General features: G+C 57.1%; 16 protein-coding genes and 2 pseudogenes. 12 read left to right on the top strand and 6 right to left on the bottom strand.

Annotation, left to right across the window (positions count from 1 at the left end; all coding sequences use genetic code 11):
- Positions 1–419 precede the first annotated feature (419 nt).
- The 7 genes and pseudogenes from ettA to PPUTUW4_RS23810 form a co-directional block, all read left to right on the top strand.
- On the top strand, positions 420–2,084 hold the full coding sequence (gene ettA, locus PPUTUW4_RS23835; RefSeq protein WP_007970893.1) for an energy-dependent translational throttle protein EttA: 1,665 nt from the start codon (positions 420–422) through the stop codon (positions 2,082–2,084).
- Positions 2,085–2,652: 568 nt separating this feature from the next.
- A pseudogene (locus PPUTUW4_RS30540) lies at positions 2,653–3,183 on the top strand (TIM barrel protein); the annotation flags it as partial.
- Between the two features lie 59 nt (positions 3,184–3,242).
- Positions 3,243–3,518 (top strand): sugar phosphate isomerase/epimerase, encoded by a 276-nt coding sequence (locus tag PPUTUW4_RS30535; protein ID WP_265102315.1) that lies wholly within the window; start codon positions 3,243–3,245, stop codon positions 3,516–3,518.
- 86 nt (positions 3,519–3,604) lie between these two features.
- Entirely contained in the window at positions 3,605–4,315 is a 711-nt protein-coding gene (locus tag PPUTUW4_RS23825) for an AzlC family ABC transporter permease (protein WP_015096902.1), read from the top strand.
- Positions 4,312–4,647 carry an AzlD domain-containing protein gene (locus tag PPUTUW4_RS23820; protein WP_049810816.1) on the top strand — a complete coding sequence of 112 codons (336 nt, stop codon included), beginning with the start codon at positions 4,312–4,314 and terminating at the stop codon, positions 4,645–4,647. The genes PPUTUW4_RS23825 and PPUTUW4_RS23820 overlap by 4 nt, the downstream gene beginning before the upstream one ends.
- Positions 4,648–4,685: 38 nt before the next feature.
- Positions 4,686–5,969, top strand: coding sequence for an aminotransferase class I/II-fold pyridoxal phosphate-dependent enzyme (locus PPUTUW4_RS23815; RefSeq protein WP_015096900.1), 1,284 nt, complete (start codon positions 4,686–4,688; stop codon positions 5,967–5,969).
- Between the two features lie 88 nt (positions 5,970–6,057).
- Positions 6,058–6,237: pseudogene (locus PPUTUW4_RS23810) on the top strand (glutamate dehydrogenase); the annotation flags it as partial.
- Positions 6,238–6,272: 35 nt separating this feature from the next.
- Here the strand turns inward: PPUTUW4_RS23810 and PPUTUW4_RS23805 are convergent.
- The 3 genes from PPUTUW4_RS23805 to PPUTUW4_RS23795 all read right to left on the bottom strand — a co-directional run bounded on the left by PPUTUW4_RS23805 (position 6,273) and on the right by PPUTUW4_RS23795 (position 9,737).
- The gene (locus PPUTUW4_RS23805) at positions 6,273–6,767 is read right to left on the bottom strand and encodes a GreA/GreB family elongation factor (protein WP_007970897.1); all 495 of its coding nucleotides are present in this window, start codon (positions 6,765–6,767) and stop codon (positions 6,273–6,275) included.
- 365 nt (positions 6,768–7,132) lie between these two features.
- Positions 7,133–8,986 carry a DUF4105 domain-containing protein gene (locus PPUTUW4_RS23800; protein WP_015096899.1) on the bottom strand — a complete coding sequence of 618 codons (1,854 nt, stop codon included), beginning with the start codon at positions 8,984–8,986 and terminating at the stop codon, positions 7,133–7,135.
- Between the two features lie 262 nt (positions 8,987–9,248).
- Complete coding sequence (locus tag PPUTUW4_RS23795; protein WP_007970900.1) at positions 9,249–9,737, bottom strand: DUF3015 domain-containing protein; 489 nt, start codon at positions 9,735–9,737, stop codon at positions 9,249–9,251.
- Positions 9,738–10,017: 280 nt separating this feature from the next.
- Here PPUTUW4_RS23795 and PPUTUW4_RS23790 point away from each other — a divergent pair, with 280 nt between their 5' ends.
- Together PPUTUW4_RS23790 and PPUTUW4_RS23785 are read left to right on the top strand one after the other, a co-directional pair.
- Positions 10,018–12,456: an ATP-binding protein gene (locus tag PPUTUW4_RS23790; RefSeq protein WP_007970901.1), complete on the top strand. Its 2,439-nt coding sequence runs from the start codon at positions 10,018–10,020 to the stop codon at positions 12,454–12,456.
- A gap of 324 nt (positions 12,457–12,780) precedes the next feature.
- Positions 12,781–13,122: a hypothetical protein gene (locus PPUTUW4_RS23785; RefSeq protein WP_015096898.1), complete on the top strand. Its 342-nt coding sequence runs from the start codon at positions 12,781–12,783 to the stop codon at positions 13,120–13,122.
- Between the two features lie 6 nt (positions 13,123–13,128).
- Here PPUTUW4_RS23785 and PPUTUW4_RS23780 read toward each other — a convergent pair whose 3' ends face one another.
- Positions 13,129–14,958 (bottom strand): hypothetical protein, encoded by a 1,830-nt coding sequence (locus PPUTUW4_RS23780; protein WP_015096897.1) that lies wholly within the window; start codon positions 14,956–14,958, stop codon positions 13,129–13,131.
- 170 nt (positions 14,959–15,128) lie between these two features.
- Between PPUTUW4_RS23780 and PPUTUW4_RS23775 the strand changes: the two genes are divergently transcribed.
- The 3 genes from PPUTUW4_RS23775 to PPUTUW4_RS23765 all read left to right on the top strand — a co-directional run bounded on the left by PPUTUW4_RS23775 (position 15,129) and on the right by PPUTUW4_RS23765 (position 16,849).
- The gene (locus PPUTUW4_RS23775; protein ID WP_007970904.1) at positions 15,129–15,617 is read left to right on the top strand and encodes a TIGR00645 family protein; all 489 of its coding nucleotides are present in this window, start codon (positions 15,129–15,131) and stop codon (positions 15,615–15,617) included.
- 203 nt (positions 15,618–15,820) lie between these two features.
- The gene (locus PPUTUW4_RS23770) at positions 15,821–16,111 is read left to right on the top strand and encodes a DUF6482 family protein (protein ID WP_015096896.1); all 291 of its coding nucleotides are present in this window, start codon (positions 15,821–15,823) and stop codon (positions 16,109–16,111) included.
- Positions 16,112–16,231: 120 nt separating this feature from the next.
- A complete protein-coding gene (locus PPUTUW4_RS23765; protein ID WP_007970907.1) occupies positions 16,232–16,849 on the top strand; it encodes an FKBP-type peptidyl-prolyl cis-trans isomerase in 618 nt (205 codons plus the stop codon).
- A gap of 127 nt (positions 16,850–16,976) precedes the next feature.
- On the opposite strand, the gene PPUTUW4_RS23760 is transcribed toward PPUTUW4_RS23765, so the two are convergent.
- Positions 16,977–17,234: a hypothetical protein gene (locus tag PPUTUW4_RS23760; RefSeq protein ID WP_007970910.1), complete on the bottom strand. Its 258-nt coding sequence runs from the start codon at positions 17,232–17,234 to the stop codon at positions 16,977–16,979.
- Between the two features lie 200 nt (positions 17,235–17,434).
- Positions 17,435–17,776, bottom strand: a complete 342-nt coding sequence (locus PPUTUW4_RS23755) for a zinc ribbon domain-containing protein YjdM (RefSeq protein ID WP_007970912.1) — start codon at positions 17,774–17,776, stop codon at positions 17,435–17,437.
- Between the last annotated feature and the right edge of the window lie 74 nt (positions 17,777–17,850).

Raw genomic sequence — 17,850 nt, 5'->3', positions numbered from 1 at the left:
AGCTTTGCCGGTTACGCGGGAGCGTTCCAGCTCCGGGGGGGCGTTCTCAATTAGTTTCCGCACCGCGCCGGGTCTGCTGTTGTGCAGGGCAAGGCGCGAGAAGCGTGGTTTGGTCATTCCAAATAAGCTTCGAGCAACGCAGCCCTGCACAACAGCAGACCCGGCCCTTCGGGTTGTGCCTTAAAGCGGGCCAGGCTGCGTTGCAGGCCTTGGAAAGGGAGCGACCATTTCCAGCGGCCTGCGCCTTGCCTGGCCCGCTTTAAGGCGACAACGCGGCGTGGAAACTAATTGAGAACGCCCCCATACTCAGGCTTTTTCAGCGCGCCTATATTGAAAGCTCTCAATCGGGTGACGCGCACAGCCTGGCCAGGCTTCGCCTGTGCCCTAATCATTCATCAGTCACTGACCCTAGGTTCTCCATGGCTCAATACGTATTCACCATGCATCGGCTGGGCAAAGTTGTTCCGCCGAAGCGGGAAATCCTGAAAAACATTTCTCTGTCGTTCTTCCCCGGCGCCAAGATCGGTGTACTCGGCCTCAACGGTTCGGGTAAGTCCACGCTGCTGAAAATCATGGCTGGCGTCGACACCGAGTTCGAGGGCGAAGCCCGTCCGATGCCGGAGCTGAACATCGGCTACCTGCCGCAGGAACCACAACTGGATCCGACCAAGACCGTGCGTGAAGTGGTCGAGGAAGCGGTCAGCGTGATCAAGGACGCCCAGGCACGCCTGGACGAGGTCTACGCGGCCTACGCCGATCCGGATGCCGACTTCGACAAGCTGGCCGCCGAACAGGCCAAGCTCGAAGCCATCCTGCAAGCCAGCGACGGCCACAACCTGGAGCGCCAGCTGGAAGTCGCCGCCGATGCGTTGCGCCTGCCGGCCTGGGATGCCAAGGTCGAACACCTGTCCGGTGGTGAAAAGCGTCGTGTGGCCCTGTGCCGCCTGCTGCTGTCCGCACCGGACATGCTGCTGCTCGACGAACCGACTAACCACCTGGACGCCGACTCCGTTGCATGGCTCGAGCATTTCCTGCACGACTTCCCGGGTACTGTGGTTGCGATCACGCACGACCGTTACTTCCTGGACAACGTCGCTGGCTGGATTCTGGAACTCGACCGCGGCGCGGGCATTCCGTACGAGGGCAACTATTCGGGTTGGCTGGAAGCCAAGTCCGATCGTCTGGCTGCCGAATCCAAGCAGCAGTCGGCTCATGAAAAGGCCATGAAGGAAGAACTGGAGTGGGTGCGCAAAGGCGCCAAGGCCCGCCAGTCGAAATCCAAGGCTCGTCTGCAACGCTTCGAAGAGATGCAATCGCAGGAATTCCAGAAGCGCAGCGAAACCAACGAGATTTACATCCCGGCCGGTCCGCGCCTGGGCGACAAGGTCATCGAATTCAAGAACGTCACCAAGGGCTACGGCGACCGCGTGCTGATCGACAACCTGTCGTTCTCCATGCCTAAAGGCGCCATCGTCGGCGTGATCGGCGGTAACGGTGCTGGTAAATCGACCCTGTTCCGCATGCTGATGGGCAAGGAAACGCCGGACTCTGGCAGCATCGAAGTCGGCGAAACCGTGCAACTGGCTTGCGTGGATCAGAGCCGCGAAGACCTGGACGGCAGCAAGACCGTGTTCCAGCAGATTTCCGACGGTTCCGACCAGATCCGCATCGGCAACTACGAGATCCCGTCGCGCACCTACGTTGGTCGCTTCAACTTCAAGGGCGGCGATCAGCAGAAGTTCGTCAAGGACCTGTCCGGTGGTGAGCGTGGTCGCTTGCACCTGGCCCTGACCCTGAAAGAGGGCGGCAACGTCCTGCTGCTCGACGAACCGTCCAACGACCTCGACGTTGAAACCCTGCGTTCCCTGGAAGAGGCCCTGCTGGACTTCCCGGGCGCCGCCATTGTGATCTCCCACGACCGGTGGTTCCTTGACCGCGTCGCGACGCACATCCTGGCGTACGAAGACGACTCGCAAGCGGTGTTCTTCGAAGGCAACTACACCGAGTACGAAGCCGACCGTAAAAAGCGTCTCGGCGAAGCGGCTGCCCAGCCGCATCGTGTACGGCACAAGAAACTGGCCTGATGTCGGGGCAGTGTTTTGAACAGCGAAGCCCCCAAGGGCAGGCAGTCAAGAGGTAAAGCCTGACTGCTGTTTGCGCCAAAAAAAATCCGATGCCTTGCAAGGCATCGGATTTTTTTTTGGCCGTTTATTACGTGAAGTGTCGATTTTGTTCACGTGTTTGTAATGGGTGTAATTAAATTATTAGAGTTTGTTTAGGGGCTCTAGCATTATTCGTAACAAAAAACCTCGTGTTGTGATGTGCCTCGTGGCTTAAGTGCATTGTGTGTTGAGAATGCTTCTGTGTGTTTTGTGGTCGTCGGGTTTGTATGTTGTATTGGTGGTGTTGGTTTATTCAAATTGTTGTATTGCTGTGTCGTGCTTCAGCTGTTAATGCGGTTGTGCTATTTATATTGTGTAATAATTGGGCGGTTTCAGGTTCGGTTTGTTGCGATATGGTGTGGCGGTGTGCTCGTAGTGTGAAAGGAATCTCTTTGATAGTGTTGTGTTGTTTGTGGTTTTTAATTGAGGTCGTCACTGTCGATGTCACTTTGTAACACTACCGGAAATCAAACTGAATGGATCGTCAAGAATGATAATAGCTGAAGATAATGTTCGTGTTGAAAAGTGCCCAGAATACATAACGGGTACCGCCCAGCAAAACTATTTAACAGCCGAGCACGGCATACTCGAGGCTGCAAAACAAGGCTACAGCCACTGGTATATCGATGGCAGTTTGCCGGGAGAGCGCCCTTCCGACTGGACGGAAAACAGGATTGCGGCCTTGCGTGAGTCCATCTCGAATATTGGCGTAAAGCCTGTTTATCATGGGAACTTCAAGGCCCCGCTTGGAAGTGACGTTCGAGAATTAGGGGGGGCAGCACTTGACTATATAAAACGAGAGGTTGATTTAAGTTCTGCACTGGGAGGCGCACCCGTCATCGTTCATGGGGGGGGAATCGTAGAGCCACGCCTGGTTATCGAGGCTCGCCGTCTGGGACTGAATACCTTGATTGATAACCTGGGTGAGCTTGTTGAGTACGCACGTGAGCGGAATGTAGAAATATGGTTGGAAAATCTTAGCAACTATACGAAGTTCCATCCGTTCTACTATATCTGTGTTGCCGAGGACGAATATGCTGAGGTGCTGGAAAATGTTCCGGGGCTAAAGTTTTTTTGGACGTGTCTCATGCCCATGTTAATGACGGTGACCCGGTTAAAGTCTTCGAACGGCTGCATCAGCATGTCGTTGGGATGTCCTTCAGTGACAATAAAGGGGAGCGTGATTCCCACTTTCCATTGGGAAGAGGAACCCTGGATTATCCCGGGTTGATCAAAGCGATATTGAAGCATGAGTGGCACGGCCTGGTAGGCTTCGAGACGCGTGGCAGCACGTTGTCCGATAGTCTTGCCTACCTCAATGCAGTAGGCAGCAGACTCTCCGATAAAGTTGCTTGATACAACATCGTCTTTCAGGTCGCTTGGCTGAAGCGACCTGATAAAGTTTGCTGTGCTGACTCTCCGTTGAATAGAAGGTGGCCTCCGTGAGCGCTTCTCGAGAAAAGTTTTGCCTTGGTAGTGATGATTTTATAAAGGGTTGTATTGATTCGATCCCTGTTTGCCTGGCTTTTTTGTTCATGTTTTTCTCTATCGGCGTTTTATTGGCATCTGCAGGTTTTTCTCTGATGCAGTCGATAGTCATGACACTTGCCGTACACGCTGCCCCGCTTCAGGTGTTCATTGGGCAGTCTGATGGGGGGATCACCATTGGAGCGTTAATCATGATCACGCTTCTGGTGAATTTCCGGTTCATGATCATGTCTTCGGTTCTTTGTGAGCAATTCAAGTCAATATCGTTAACGAAGATGATGTGGTCGGTGCAGTTACTCTCAGTATCGACCTTCACCCTTGCCAACTCAAACAAAGGCAGCGCTCTGGATAGTTATCGCTACTATTTGGGGTGCGGTATTACCAGTTTGTTTGTGGCTGTTTTGGCAACCGTCATGGGCTATCTCATACGCGCTGATTTGGGTGTCATGGCCTATGCGGTAATCGCGATGATATTGCCTATCCACTTTACTGCATTGGTTGGAATGTCTTGGCCGAAATGGCGACCTGTCGTGGCTACCGCTATCGGGTTTGTTGCTACGCCAATCGTTGGATCCTGGTTGGGTGCATACCACGTTTTTATTGTTCCCTTGGTACTGGGTGCTGTGTTTCTTTCTGCTGATCGCCTGAGTGGTAAGACTTCATGAGTAACTGGATGTTGATTTTGGTTGCTGCAAGCGTTTCATATGTCCTGCGTTTTTTGCCAGTCTTGATATTCCGGAAATATAAAATCAATGGGGATGGAAATGTTTATGTGTTTTTGAGTTATTCCGCCTGTGCAGTGATGGGCGGGATCATTTACACCATCGCATTCGGCGAGGCATTGTTTCAGGATTGGCTGGGGCATTTCGAAGGGGGGCAGCTTATAAAACTTATCATGATCCTGTTGTCATTCTTTATTGCAGCGTTTACGCGCAGCGTCATCAAGTCGTTGATGTGTTGTGCTTCGATATATGCCGGTGCGTTGTATTTGCTTTGACGATGTTTCCTTCTTCAGATAGCTAAAGAGAAATGCAGATGAATGTATTCGCAGGCTTCGATAATCGTCCTGGCGAGCTGACTCGCCAACAACTTGAGATCTGCTATTCCCGAGTCACGGATAACCCGCTTGATATCAATATGAGTCGAGGATTGCCTTCGCCCGAGCAATTGAATCTGGCTGATTCATTTCTGTCGCTACCCGGGCAATCATGCTTCGCATCTGCCGCTGCTGGTGATTGGCGAAATTATGGCGGCTTACAGGGAATGCCGGAGATACGGGAGCTCGTCGCGGAAATATTGCTGGGATTGCCGGCCGATCAGATCGCCGTGGGGGAAAACTCCAGCCTCGCCTTGATGCATGAGACGCTGGGTTACGTATTCAGTCATGGCCTCCGGGGCAGTCCGGGTCCATGGGGAAAAGAATCGTCGATAAAGTTTCTTTGCCCGGTGCCGGGCTACGACCGGCATTTTGCGATGTGTGACGCATACAACATTGAAATGGTGCCGGTGCCCATGCTCGAAACCGGTCCGGACATGGACATGATCGAGCGCTTGGTAGCCTCGGACCCGACGATAAAAGGTATGTGGTGCGTACCCAAGTACAGCAACCCATCGGGCACGGTTTACTGTGGTGAAACGGTGGCGAGACTCGCCAGGATGCCAACGGCCGCAGAGGATTTCGTACTGTTTTGGGACAATGCCTATGCAGTACATCATCTGACTGATGATGAGGTGCCGAACCAGCCCATTGCTCGGTTATGTGAAGAGGCGGGAAATGGTGACCGCGTATTTGTTTTCGCTTCGACGTCGAAGATTGTTTTGCCGGGAGCCGGTTTGGCTTTTATCGGGTCATCTGCGGCGAATCTCGCTTGGTGGTTGGGCCATCGAAAGTACCGCACCATCGGTCCCGACAAAGTCAATCAACTGCGCCACCTGCTGTTCTTCCGCGACAGCAAAGGTGTTACGGATCACATGAAGAAACACCGTGAGTTGCTGGCGCCCAGGTTCGAGCGACTTGAGAGCGAATTGTCACACGGATTTGCCGGGGTCAGCCGCGTGCACTGGACAAAGCCGAAAGGCGGGTATTTCGTCAGCCTGGATTTACCTGAAGGGTGCGCGCGCAGGGTCGTGGAGCTTGCGCTACAAGCGGGTGTCGCCCTGACTCAGGCGGGTGCTACCCATCCGAATGAACTGGACCCCCGTGACAGCAATATCCGGCTGGCGCCCACTTACCTGGATCTTGAAACGCTCGGCGTTGCTGCTCAAGTACTGGTGCTATGCGTGTTGCTTGCGCTTGCGCAGCGGGAGTGCTCTCGATAACGACGTTGATCAGGCCCCTCGCGGAAGGTGAGGGGCTGGGTCATCAGAGACGGTCTCTATTGTGGTGCGGGTGTTGATTTTTCGGGCCGCTCGCATCTTGCTGCGCAATGGCTGCATCTGTGTGACTGAAGGGGCGAACATGCCGACCACCCTTGAAGTGGTCGACCTGTTCAACGAGGCGGACATTCTGTTTGCACCGGGCAAGGCATCCAACGCCGGTGGTGTGGTGGTGAGCGAGCTGGAGATGTCGCAGAATGCCATGCGCCTTGCCTGATCGCCGCTCGGCAAGTTTTCGCACGAAGCCTACGTTGGTTCGATACGAATCACTTCAATCAATTGATCCCCGGCGGGGCGCTGCCACAGCACTTCGTCATTGAGTCGTGCACCGAGCAGTGCCCGGCCCAGCGGCGAACCCCAATTGATCAGGCCGTGGGCGGCATCGGCCTGATCTTCGCCCACCAGTTGTACCCGGCGTTCGGTGGCGTGTTCGTCGGCGTAGGTCACCCAACTGCCGATCTGCACTTTCTCGGTCGACGTCGCGGCGGGTACCACCTGAGCGCTGCCCAGGCGCTGCTTGAAGTAACGCAGGTCACGTTCGAGATCGGCCAGGCGCTGCTTGTCGGCCTGCTCGCCTTTTGCCGATTGTTCGGCGTGCAGGCTTTGCAGTTCGGCGACTTTACCCTGCAACAGGCTAAGGCCTTGCGGCGTGACGTAATTGGGCTGCGCGCTGACCTGTCGTTCGACTGGCTGATCGGCTTGCGCGGCGGCGTTATCTTCATTGACGAAGGCACGGCTCATGAAATTCTCCCGATATAGAATTTGGGCCATGGTCGCAGGCATTTGGTTTCACTGGATGTCTGAAAGCGACTTACGGCGAGTGACAGGCCTGGGCAGCGAGCAGGTCGTCGTGGGTTGACTGGCACCCAACCATCCCGCATACCGCCACGTCTCACGCTCTCAAGCCGATACGCGGCCCATAGAGAAAGTCTAGAGGTGGATTCGCCGGGGGATGTGAAAGGTGTGCATGCACTTTGTCGAACGCCACATAACCCCCAGGGGAGCGAGCCTGCTCGCGATGGCGGTTAGTCAGTCCAATAAATATTGGCTGACACTACGTCTTCGCGAGCAGGTTCGCTCCCACAGGGATTTTCGTTACGTTCGGGTCAGTAGTGATACCACTTCAGCTCAAGCATCACTTCGTTCTCGGCCGACGCCAAATGGCTGAACTCCCGCTGGGCGCTCAAGCGCAGTCCGAGATTGCGGGAGATTTCCCATTGCTGATTCAGACTCAGGCTGCGGCGCACTTCACCATTGGTGAAAAAATCGCCCTTGGCTTCCAGGCTCAAATTGCCCAGCGGGTTTTTCCACAGCACCCCACTGTTGAAACCGGCGGCCGGCGCGATGAATTCGGCGAAGTCGTTGTTGTGCTCGATACGCACAGTGCCCAGGACAAATCCGAGCATGTCCTCGCTCAGTTGCCAGGTTCCACCACCACCGCCGTTGACATGGCTGACCAGGGTTTGGTCATCGTTGCGGCCCGGCACCCGTTCCAGGCCACCTGTGACTTGCCATGACAGCGGTTGCAGCAATTCGTTACGCGGGGTCAGGGAGCGAATGGTTGCCAGGTCCAGTTGCTGTACCTGCCAGTCGTTGCCTTCGTACTGGCGAAGTTTCAATTGCAGGATTTCGATCTGCGCGCCAAGGGGAAAGCTTTCGCTGTTGTCATTGAGGTCGTGATAAGCCATGCGCAAGCCGTACTCGCCAAAGGCTTTGTCTCCACGGGTGCCGAGACCGAGCTGCCAGGTGCGCGACTCGTGACCGTCTTCAGGCAGGCCGGGTTGCAGGATATTCAGCTCCGGCGCCGGGTTATGGTTGATCGCCCGCAGCAGTTCGAAGCTGCGCTGGGCGCGCGCCGGATCGCGTTCCTGGCCGTTGGCGCGATAGCGCTCCAGGCGATAAGCGGCATCGATGATCAGCGCCTGGCGGTCGCGGGGTTGTGCCTTGAACGCCGGGTCTTGCAGTTGTTTCTGGTCGGCGCTGACTTTCAGCACCCATTGCTGCTCTTCAGGGTTCAATGACTCGGCGCGACTGAGCAATTCGCGCTCCCGGGACGGGCGATACTGGATCGATTCCACCAGCCCGGCCGCTTTCACGGCCTTGACGGTGTCGGTGGGGATGGCCGTGAGCGGAAATTGCCCGGTCAGGCGCAGGCTCGGTCGGGCCACTTGCAGCAGTTCCAGCAAGCGGTATGAGCAGTTTTCGTCGAAGAAGAAATAGTCGAATTTGATCTGCTTCAGCTCCCAGACGTGCTCGACCATGCGCGCGGTTTCTTGTTGCGTCAGGTTAAGGCGGTACTCCCACAGGTCGCGGTTTTCCAGGCTGCGGTATTCCGAGAGCTTTTCCTGATAGGGCACCATCGCGAACAGGCCGGGATACCCGCCCATCAGGCCTTTCCAGGCATAGATGATGCTGTTGTCCGAGCCCTCTATGTAGGCACCGAAGTTGATCGCGTAACTGAGCAGCGAAGTCTTGTCGCTCTTCACTTCGGCCTGGTCGATGCGCAGCAGGGTATGGCCGAACATCGAGGAAGGGCTGTTCAGGTAGGCCGCCGGGAAGATCATCACTGCGCTGTCGGGCGAGACGTCCTTGAACCATTGTTTGAACGCTGCGCAGTCCGGCGTTGGCAGACCGGTCAGGTCGAGTTGTTCCTTCAGCCAGCGGGTGCGCGCCGGGTAGACGCATTGCGCGTGTTGTTCACCGGCACTGGCCGGGGCATACAAGGCTTGTACAGTCGCCGCCAGTTCATGGTCCGGATGTTCATTGCCATCGGCGGCGAGGAAGAATTTCCGGTCGCTGACATAGCTGCGCCAGCCGCCGAGCTTGGCGGTTTCGTAATGGCCCAGGGATATCCAGAAAGGGTCGTTGGCCAGTTGCTGCAAGCGTTGTGGGTCGATGTGAGGCGCGGCGGACAGTGGGGCGCAGACACAGAGCGCCAGCCAGGCAAGGCGTTTGAACATAGATGGCAACTTAATCGATAGAAACTGAGCCCCGACCAGGATTGTGCCAGTCAGTCAAACCCATTCCATGTGGGAGCGGGCTTGCTCCGGGCGGCGATCCGACGAAAGCAGTGGGTCAGTCAACATAATGGTCAATTGATACACCGCATTCGCGAGCAAGCCCGCTCCCACAGGTTTTGCGTGTTGACTTACCGACGCTCCCAAAGAGGGGCAGATCCAAAAAACAAAACCCGCTTCCCGAAAGAAGCGGGGCGGGTCGAGCTTAAGCTTGAGTTGCGTACTTGGCCAGACGAGGGTCGGCTTTGAGCACGGCCAGGGTGTTGGTATGCACATCTTCGGCAGTCACGTCAGCCTTGCTGAAGATCTGCTGGAAGTGCTCATGAGTGACAGCGGCGAAGTGCGCACGGTCTTCCGGCGCTACGCCCAGTACCACGGCATAGGTGGTCAGCGCTTCGCCCTGACCCTTGGCCATGTCTTCGGACAGTTCGTTCATCATGCCGTTCATGGCAAACCAGGATTTGCCGCCGTAGGTCAGCGACGCATTGGTTGCGCAACCGTTGGTGCCGGATGTCATGCCGAAGGTTGCGTTGCCGGAAGTGCCGTTGGTGGTGGATGCCAGGAAGTGAGCCGGAGTACCACGCTGGCCTTCGAACAGCATGTTGCCCCAACCGCAATCCGGGCCGCCTGGCGCCTGAGCCATGGCGTTGATGGATACAGCGGTGAAGAGAGTACCAAGAAGAATCCGTTTCATAGCTTTGTTCTCTTTATGTGCATACCAGTTTGACAAGGAGTTCTGGCCCGTCTGGTGCCAGTGGGCCGGTCATTAGTCCAGCCGCGCAGTTTGGAGTTTAGGCACGATCGCGGGGTTCCGTGATTTTTTGCAAAAACAATCGTCGCAAACAGTGATTTGGCGCGGCTCTACGTCGGGGTTTCGGCTTGTCTATGCTTTGGCCTGCGGCACTCCTTGCCAGTCGGGTATGGGCAGCGCCAGAATGCTGCCATCTGCCCCGCCTGATTGTTAAGGAAGCCCGATGCCTGATCCTGTTGCTGCCAGCTTGCGTCTAGCGCCCGAAGCGCTGACCCGTCCGTTTTCCGCTGAACAGTTCAGCTTCTCTACCACCAATGATCTGGAGCCCTTTCGCGGTGTGCTTGGCCAGGAACGTGCGGTCGAAGCCTTGCAGTTCGGTGTGGCCATGCCACGCCCCGGTTACAACGTATTCGTCATGGGCGAACCCGGGACTGGCCGGTTCTCGTTCGTCAAACGCTACCTCAAGGCCGAAGGCAAGCGCCTGCAGACTCCGGCGGACTGGGTCTACGTCAACAATTTCGATGAGCCGCGCGAGCCGCGCGCACTGGAACTGCCGTCGGGCACCGCCGGTGCCTTCATCGGTGACATCAACGGCTTGATCGACAACCTGCTGGCGACGTTTCCGGCTGTCTTCGAGCATCCGTCCTACCAACAGAAAAAAAGTGGCATCGACCGCGCCTTCAACCAGCGCTACGACAAGGCCCTGGACGTCATCGAGCGTCTGGCGCTGGAGAAGGACGTCGCGCTCTACCGCGACGCCAGCAATATCGCCTTCACCCCGATGGGCGACGGCAAGGCGTTGGACGAAGCTGAATTCGCCCAGTTGCCGGAAGCCGAACGCGAGCGCTTTCACGAGGATATTTCGGCACTGGAAGAGCGCCTGAACGAAGAGCTCGCCAGCCTGCCGCAATGGAAGCGTGAGTCGAGCAACCAGTTGCGTCATCTGAACGAAGAAACCATCACCCTGGCCTTGCAGCCCTTGTTGTCGCCACTGTCGGAGAAGTATGCCGAGAACGCGGCGGTTTGCGGTTATCTGCAAGCGATGCAGGTGTATTTGCTCAAGACCGTGGTCGAGCAACTGGTGGACGACAGCAAGACCGACGCTGTCGCCCGCAAGTTGCTGGAAGAACAATACGCGCCGAGCCTGGTGGTCGGTCACTCGGCCAGCGGCGGTGCGCCGGTGGTGTTCGAGCCGCACCCGACCTACGAAAACCTCTTCGGTCGTATCGAATACAGCACCGACCAGGGCGCGCTGTACACCACCTACCGCCAACTGCGGCCGGGGGCCTTGCACCGGGCCAACGGTGGTTTCCTTATCCTTGAAGCGGACAAAATGCTCAGCGAGCCATTCGTGTGGGACGCGCTGAAACGCGCCCTGCAATCGCGCAAGCTGAAAATGGAATCACCGCTGGGCGAGCTGGGCCGTCTGGCCACCGTGACCCTGACACCGCAACACATTCCGCTGCAGGTCAAAGTCGTCATCATCGGTGCCCGTCAGCTGTATTACACGCTGCAAGACCTCGATCCGGATTTCCAGGAGATGTTCCGCGTCCTGGTGGATTTCGACGAAGACATCCCGATGGTCGACGAGAGCCTGGAGCAGTTCGCCCAGTTGCTGAAAACCCGTACTTCCGAAGAAGGCATGGCACCGCTGACCGCCGATGCGGTGGCGCGTCTGGCGACTTACAGCGCCCGCCTGGCCGAGCACCAGGGGCGCTTGTCGGCGCGAATCGGTGACTTGTTCCAGCTGGTCAGCGAGGCCGATTTCATCCGCCACCTGGCCGGTGATGAAATGACCGACGCCGGGCACATCGAACGGGCACTCAAGGCCAAGGCCACGCGAACCGGGCGGGTTTCGGCGCGGATTCTCGACGACATGCTGGCCGGGATCATCCTGATCGACACTGATGGCGCAGCGGTCGGCAAGTGCAACGGCTTGACTGTGCTGGAGGTCGGCGACTCGGCTTTCGGTGTACCGGCGCGGATTTCCGCCACGGTGTACCCGGGTGGCAGCGGTATTGTCGACATCGAGCGCGAGGTCAACCTCGGCCAGCCGATCCACTCCAAGGGCGTGATGATCCTCACGGGGTATCTGGGCAGCCGCTACGCCCAGGAATTCCCGCTGGCGATTTCCGCGAGCATCGCCCTGGAGCAATCCTATGGTTATGTCGATGGCGACAGTGCGTCCCTGGGCGAGGCCTGCACCCTGATCTCGGCCTTGTCGAAAACCCCGCTCAAACAGTGCTTTGCCATCACCGGTTCGATCAACCAGTTCGGCGAAGTGCAGGCGGTCGGCGGGGTCAACGAGAAGATCGAGGGCTTCTTCCGTCTGTGCGAAGCCCGCGGGTTGACTGGCGAGCAGGGGGCAATCATTCCTCACGCCAACGTCGCCACGCTGATGCTCGACGAGAAGGTGCTGGCTGCGGTGCGTGCGGGGCAGTTCCATGTGTACGCGGTCCGTCAGGCCGACGAAGCCTTGAGTTTGCTGGTCGGCGAGCCGGCCGGCGAACCGGACGAAAATGGCGAGTTCCCTGAAGGCAGCGTGAACGCGCGGGTGGTGGAGCGCTTGCGGGTTATCGCGGAAATGATCAGCGAGGATGATCTGAAGGAAGCCGAGAAGGAGTTGGCGCAAGAGGCGTTGGCGGAAACCAAGCCTGCGTGATGCATCGTTGATCTGAAACTGTGCAATCCCTTGTGGGAGCGAGCTTGCTCGCGATAGTGGAATTTCATTCGACCAATATGTTGAATGTTCGACCGCCATCGCGAGCAAGCTCGCTCCCACAAGTTTTTTTGTGGTGGGCATCGGAAAGCGTCGTCGAAATGACGTCAATATTCACACTATGACCATTCGGCGCCTTTCGGTCTCGCCTCGGCCTGCAAGCCAGACTTTTCTTCTATTCTCTGCTCAGGGATATCGACAGTAATCACAGGATCGAAACAGCCTTCACATGGGGGCTGAATACCGGATCTACCGAGGGTCGCCGCCATGTCGCGCAACCTCTGCCTCACCCGTCAATGCCTGGGCCTTGTGACCCGTATCGAGTGTGCCATCCGTCCGCTGGCGGGAGACACGGGCATGTGGACTCTGTTGTTCGCCGCCGGAATGGCCGGTGAACAACCTTCGGCCATCAAGGCCCAAGGCCCGTTTCACGGTCCAATCGCCGCTGAATCAATCCTCGACACAATCGTTGAAAGCCTGACCTTGCACGGCTACGAATTGGCCGACGATCCGCAAATCTGGTGCCTGCACCTGCAAGCCCAGTTGCGGGAAATCAACGGTGGTCGCTGCCGTCACCTGGGCGGCTTCGAGTTTCACCCCGAGCACTGAGTCGCACTATTGATCAAGGCGTGTCATGTCGGCCTTGTCGAGTTTGACCTCGAAACCATATTGCACAGTGGCGAGGTCAGTGCGCTGATAGGTTTCCAGGCGCGTAGGCTGCCCGTAGAAGTAATGCACGGCAAATTGCGCCCGGCCTTGTGCGTTCGCGCCATGGCTGACCGATAGAATTTCCTTCAAGTAATTGCCACTGTCGTCCTTGGCGAAAAAGCGCCAGTCCTGGGCGGGAAATGCCTTCAGATTCACTATCAGAGCATTGTCCTTGAGCTCAAGGCCTTTGGGCAGTTGACGGGTATCGAGGGTTTTTTGCTCGATCGTGGCCAGGAACAGTGGCATCGAGCCCACTGCGTAGGCCGGCGTTTCCGGAAACAGATTCAGATCGTAGGTGATGGTGCCGCGCAGTGGATCGATCTGGTAGGCCTCCGGTGACAGCTCGATCGGTTCGTCGCGTTTGCCAAGAGTGTCTTCGGTAAAGAAGCTCACCGGGCTTTCACCGGGGTTGAGTGATGTGCCCAGCAGTTCATCGTTGAAGCTGCGCAGATGGGTGAATTCGATTCGAGCAGCGCTGGGGTCGTCGACCGACTGGCTGATGCTGACGTTCTTTTTCAGTTGATCCTCGCTCAGCGTTGCCCCTTTTAGCCAGGTTGCGGCCTGGTCGTCATAGACCACCACAGGCAGGTTCAAGGGCTGAATGCCCTTGTCCGGGGTCTCGGCATCGAAGCGCCGGACCGGCAGGTCAAGGTCCTTGCGGGTGACCGTGACGGCGGAAAAATCCAGCATGCTGACTTCGAGTGTTTCGATCGTCCCGTTGAAATATACCTTTGAATAGCGTCGGGTCTGGCGTTTCTCAAAGGAACGTTGTTCTTCGTCGAGTTGCTTTTCCAGCGCCTCGCTCCAGCTCTTTTGTTGCTGCATCTTGGCCAGTTGCTGCCGATAGAAGGCAATTTGTGTCGCCGTTTCGTTGATCGAGCCTGCGCGCGTGATGTATTGCCCGGTACTGTCCCTGGCCTGGACGATCAACGGGTTCAGTGGTGTTTCACTGACTTCAGGCGCCAGCGGCGCGCTGTTGTTGTATTCGATTTCCGCGTAGTTGTTCGTCAGTGTGAGCAAGGTGACGCTCAGGTTGTCATTGGTGCGGGTCTGGCCGATGTCCTTTTTCGTCAGGTCGAAACTGTAGAGCCTGCGGGGCGCGATGACTTCGACCTTACCCTGCAGGCTCACGGGCTGCGGCTGATTTTTTTTGTCGATGTCGAGGCCTTCGATGAAGGGGTAAGACACTGTCAGGTCATCGGGGTTGGTCAGGTTGGAACTCGATGGGCTGAGTTGAATGCCGGGGTCGGTTTCCGACCATTCCGGCTGGAAGGCAATGACCCGTTTATTGCTCAGGGTGACGGACTGCCACTCCAGGCCGTGGGGAAACAAAAACGCGGCAGGAACGCTGAACGTGAAGGGAAACACCGGTTGCAGATCGGTCAGGTAGTCGGAACTGGAATCCTTTTGCAGCACGAACAACCCGTTGATGTAGGTGTCGACCAGGGCTTGCGGGGTCGGGTAGTGCTTGAGCATGGCAAGGGCGTCTTCGCCGTATTCGGTTTCCGCCGGCTTGCTGTCGAGCTTGAGTTGCGCGCGCTCGAGCAGCAGCAGTGAGCCACCCAGCTCCGCCACGGCATCCTTGAGCTTCTGATCCTGGATGGCGTCCAGCGACTTTTCGAACTGCGCGGTTTTTTCTTCGAGGCTGACCTGGCGCTTTTCATCGCTGGGTGAGCAGCCACTTAGCAGCAGTGCCAGGCAAATTCCGGCACTCGTCAAAGGCAATCGCACATCCATTTCCAGTCTTCCTGTCCAATATCACTGAGCGTTCAATGATTTGGACACTAGCAGAAAAACCTTGATACACAGGTGCAGGTGGCGGATTTTTCGACGTTTTCTGGCAGCTTCTGGATAGGGGCGGGCGACTGATATACTCGCCGCCATTTACAGTCCACATGTGAGATTCAATGGAACGCTTTATCGAAAATGCAATGTACGCCTCGCGCTGGCTGCTGGCGCCGATCTATTTCGGCCTGTCCCTCGGGCTGTTGGCGCTGGCACTGAAATTCTTCCAGGAAGTCTTCCACGTCATCCCGAACGTGTTCTCGATGGCCGAATCGGACTTGATCCTGGTGCTGCTGTCGTTGATCGACATGGCGCTGGTGGGCGGTTTGCTGGTGATGGTGATGATTTCCGGCTACGAGAACTTCGTCTCGCAACTGGACATCGACGACAGCAAGGAAAAGCTCAACTGGCTTGGCACCATGGACTCTTCTTCGCTGAAGATGAAGGTGGCCGCGTCGATCGTGGCGATCTCGTCCATTCACCTGCTGCGCATCTTCATGGACGCCAAGAACGTCGACCCCGAACATCTGCAGTGGTACGTGATCATCCACATGACCTTCGTGGTTTCGGCATTTGCCATGGGTTACCTGGATAAAGTCACCAAGCACTGATTTCAACTTCCATTGTGGGAGCGTGGCTTGCCCGCGATGGCATCACCTCGCTCTAACGAGGTACCGCAGTGATGCCATCGCGGGCAAGCCACGCTCCCACAGGGTTGCAAAACAGACGGGCGGCGCCGTTTGTGGCTTGTGCTTTGATGTGCTGAAGCCTATCCCTGTAAGTATGTTGGCTCGCCATTGCGTGAGGTGCGTTCATGAACCTGCAAGAATTGAATGCCTATGCCGTCGCCGGGAAGGTCGATGAGCTGAACCTGATCTCCATGGAGGGCGGCATCTACCTGCTTGAGGCTCGGATGCACGGCGCGGCGTATCCATTGAGCGATGCGCACGGGCACATGATGAGCCTGCGTTCGGTGGAGCATGCCCGTGATGTGCTGCGCTCCTTTCCCAAGCTGCACTTCAACCTTGTGCACACCGTCGTGCATGACGAGATGTGCGGGCTGGTTGCCGATGTGCAGGATACCCTGAAGGTGCCGATCGCCTGACGTCCCTCATCAATGGCATGACATCTGTGCTAGTCTGCTGGCCCTTTTGGTTCCGGGCGCTCCGGGACGCGCTGTGCACGCACGGCAAGTTCCAGGCCGTCCGCACAGCGGAGCAGTGTCATGTCCGAAGTAAATCTGTCCACCGACGAAACCCGCGTCAGCTACGGCATTGGCCGTCAGCTGGGCGACCAGTTGCGTGACAACCCGCCACCGGGTGTCAGCCTGGACGCGATCCTGGCGGGTCTGACCGACGCATTCGCCGGCAAGCCAAGCCGTGTGGGTCAGGAAGAAATGTCCGCCAGCTTCAAGGTCATCCGTGAAATCATGCAGGCCGAAGCTGCAGCCAAGGCTGAAGCGGCCGCTGGCGAAGGCCTGGCTTTCCTGGCTGAAAACGCCAAGCGTGAAGGCATCACCACTCTGGCTTCCGGCCTGCAGTTCGAAGTTCTGACTGCTGGCGAAGGCGCCAAGCCATCCCGTGAAGACACCGTGCGTACTCACTACCACGGCACCCTGATCGACGGCACCGTGTTCGACAGCTCCTACGAGCGCGGCCAGCCTGCAGAATTCCCGGTTGGCGGCGTGATCGCCGGCTGGACCGAAGCCCTGCAACTGATGAACGCCGGCAGCAAATGGCGCCTGTACGTGCCGAGCGAACTGGCTTACGGCGCTCAAGGCGTTGGCGGCATCCCGCCGCACAGCGTACTGGTGTTCGACGTCGAGCTGCTTGACGTTCTGTAACACCGATTACCTGTAGGAGCGAGCTTGCTCGCGATGGGCGTCAACGATTACGCGGGCATTCTTAATGAACGCGTGTCTTTGAGTTTTTCGCGAGCAGGCTCGCTCCTACAGAGTCTTGCGACGTTTCTCATAGTTCGATTTTGTGGTGCAGTTCACTGTGCGGGCGCAACGCCCGGGCATAGCAGAACAGAAACAGATTGCGCACCAGTTCCTTGAGCACCACCGGCTCGCTTGAACTCAGGCCGCTGACGTCCAGGTCACCCTGGTCCTGCAGCTCGTTCAAGGCTTCCTCTTCCAGCACGGCACATACTTCCCCGGTTTCCCGATGCAGGATCCTGAGGTAAGGGTGTGGGCGGTCCAGCCAGGCATCGATCAAATAAGTCATGGTTCTCATCTCCACTGAAGGTTTGATGAGAATAATTCTTATTCATCAAATAGCAAGGGCCTATTGGCGGTTTGCGCTTTTTTCCGGGTCAAGATTGCGTCAGGTCAAAAGGACTGGCGTCTGGCTATTACATGGATTGACCGGGCGAAGCGGGGGGGGGGCTCCATCCCGTGCGGGGCGCGGGATGGATAACAGCAGGATCAGACTTTTCTGACGAACTCGGACTTGAGTTTCATCGGGCCGATGCCGTCGATCTTGCAATCGATGTCGTGATCGCCATCGCACAGGCGGATGTTCTTGACCTTGGTGCCGACCTTGACCACCAGGGACGTACCCTTGACCTTGAGGTCCTTGATCACGGTGATGGTATCGCCGTCCTGCAGGACATTGCCGACCGAATCCTTTTTCACTGTGTCATCGGACGCCGCTTCGGCTTCACCGCTGGCGGACCATTCGTGGGCGCATTCGGGGCAGATCAGCTGGGTGCCGTCTTCGTAGGTGTATTCGGAATTGCATTTTGGGCAGGGTGGCAGCGTGCTCACTAAGGCTCCTTGGATTCAGGATCATTAAAAAGCGCACATTATATAGGGTTTTAGGCGGGAGAGGGCACGGCGCA

Source organism: Pseudomonas sp. UW4 (assembly GCF_000316175.1).
GTDB classification, from domain to species: Bacteria; Pseudomonadota; Gammaproteobacteria; order Pseudomonadales; family Pseudomonadaceae; genus Aquipseudomonas; species Aquipseudomonas laurylsulfatiphila.
Note: the sequence above shows the minus strand (reverse complement) of the source record. Positions and strands in the feature narration are given on the sequence as shown.

Coding starts and splice junctions, on each gene's coding strand:
- PPUTUW4_RS23765 (WP_007970907.1), top strand. CDS start 16,232: ATGTCCGAAGTAAATCTGTCCACCGACGAAACCCGCGTCAGCTACGGC.
- PPUTUW4_RS23790 (WP_007970901.1), top strand. CDS start 10,018: ATGCCTGATCCTGTTGCTGCCAGCTTGCGTCTAGCGCCCGAAGCGCTG.
- PPUTUW4_RS23795 (WP_007970900.1), bottom strand. CDS start 9,737: ATGAAACGGATTCTTCTTGGTACTCTCTTCACCGCTGTATCCATCAAC.
- PPUTUW4_RS23800 (WP_015096899.1), bottom strand. CDS start 8,986: ATGTTCAAACGCCTTGCCTGGCTGGCGCTCTGTGTCTGCGCCCCACTG.
- PPUTUW4_RS23775 (WP_007970904.1), top strand. CDS start 15,129: ATGGAACGCTTTATCGAAAATGCAATGTACGCCTCGCGCTGGCTGCTG.
- PPUTUW4_RS23820 (WP_049810816.1), top strand. CDS start 4,312: ATGAGTAACTGGATGTTGATTTTGGTTGCTGCAAGCGTTTCATATGTC.
- PPUTUW4_RS23785 (WP_015096898.1), top strand. CDS start 12,781: ATGTCGCGCAACCTCTGCCTCACCCGTCAATGCCTGGGCCTTGTGACC.
- PPUTUW4_RS23815 (WP_015096900.1), top strand. CDS start 4,686: ATGAATGTATTCGCAGGCTTCGATAATCGTCCTGGCGAGCTGACTCGC.
- ettA (WP_007970893.1), top strand. CDS start 420: ATGGCTCAATACGTATTCACCATGCATCGGCTGGGCAAAGTTGTTCCG.
- PPUTUW4_RS23780 (WP_015096897.1), bottom strand. CDS start 14,958: ATGGATGTGCGATTGCCTTTGACGAGTGCCGGAATTTGCCTGGCACTG.
- PPUTUW4_RS23760 (WP_007970910.1), bottom strand. CDS start 17,234: ATGACTTATTTGATCGATGCCTGGCTGGACCGCCCACACCCTTACCTC.
- PPUTUW4_RS23805 (WP_007970897.1), bottom strand. CDS start 6,767: ATGAGCCGTGCCTTCGTCAATGAAGATAACGCCGCCGCGCAAGCCGAT.
- PPUTUW4_RS23770 (WP_015096896.1), top strand. CDS start 15,821: ATGAACCTGCAAGAATTGAATGCCTATGCCGTCGCCGGGAAGGTCGAT.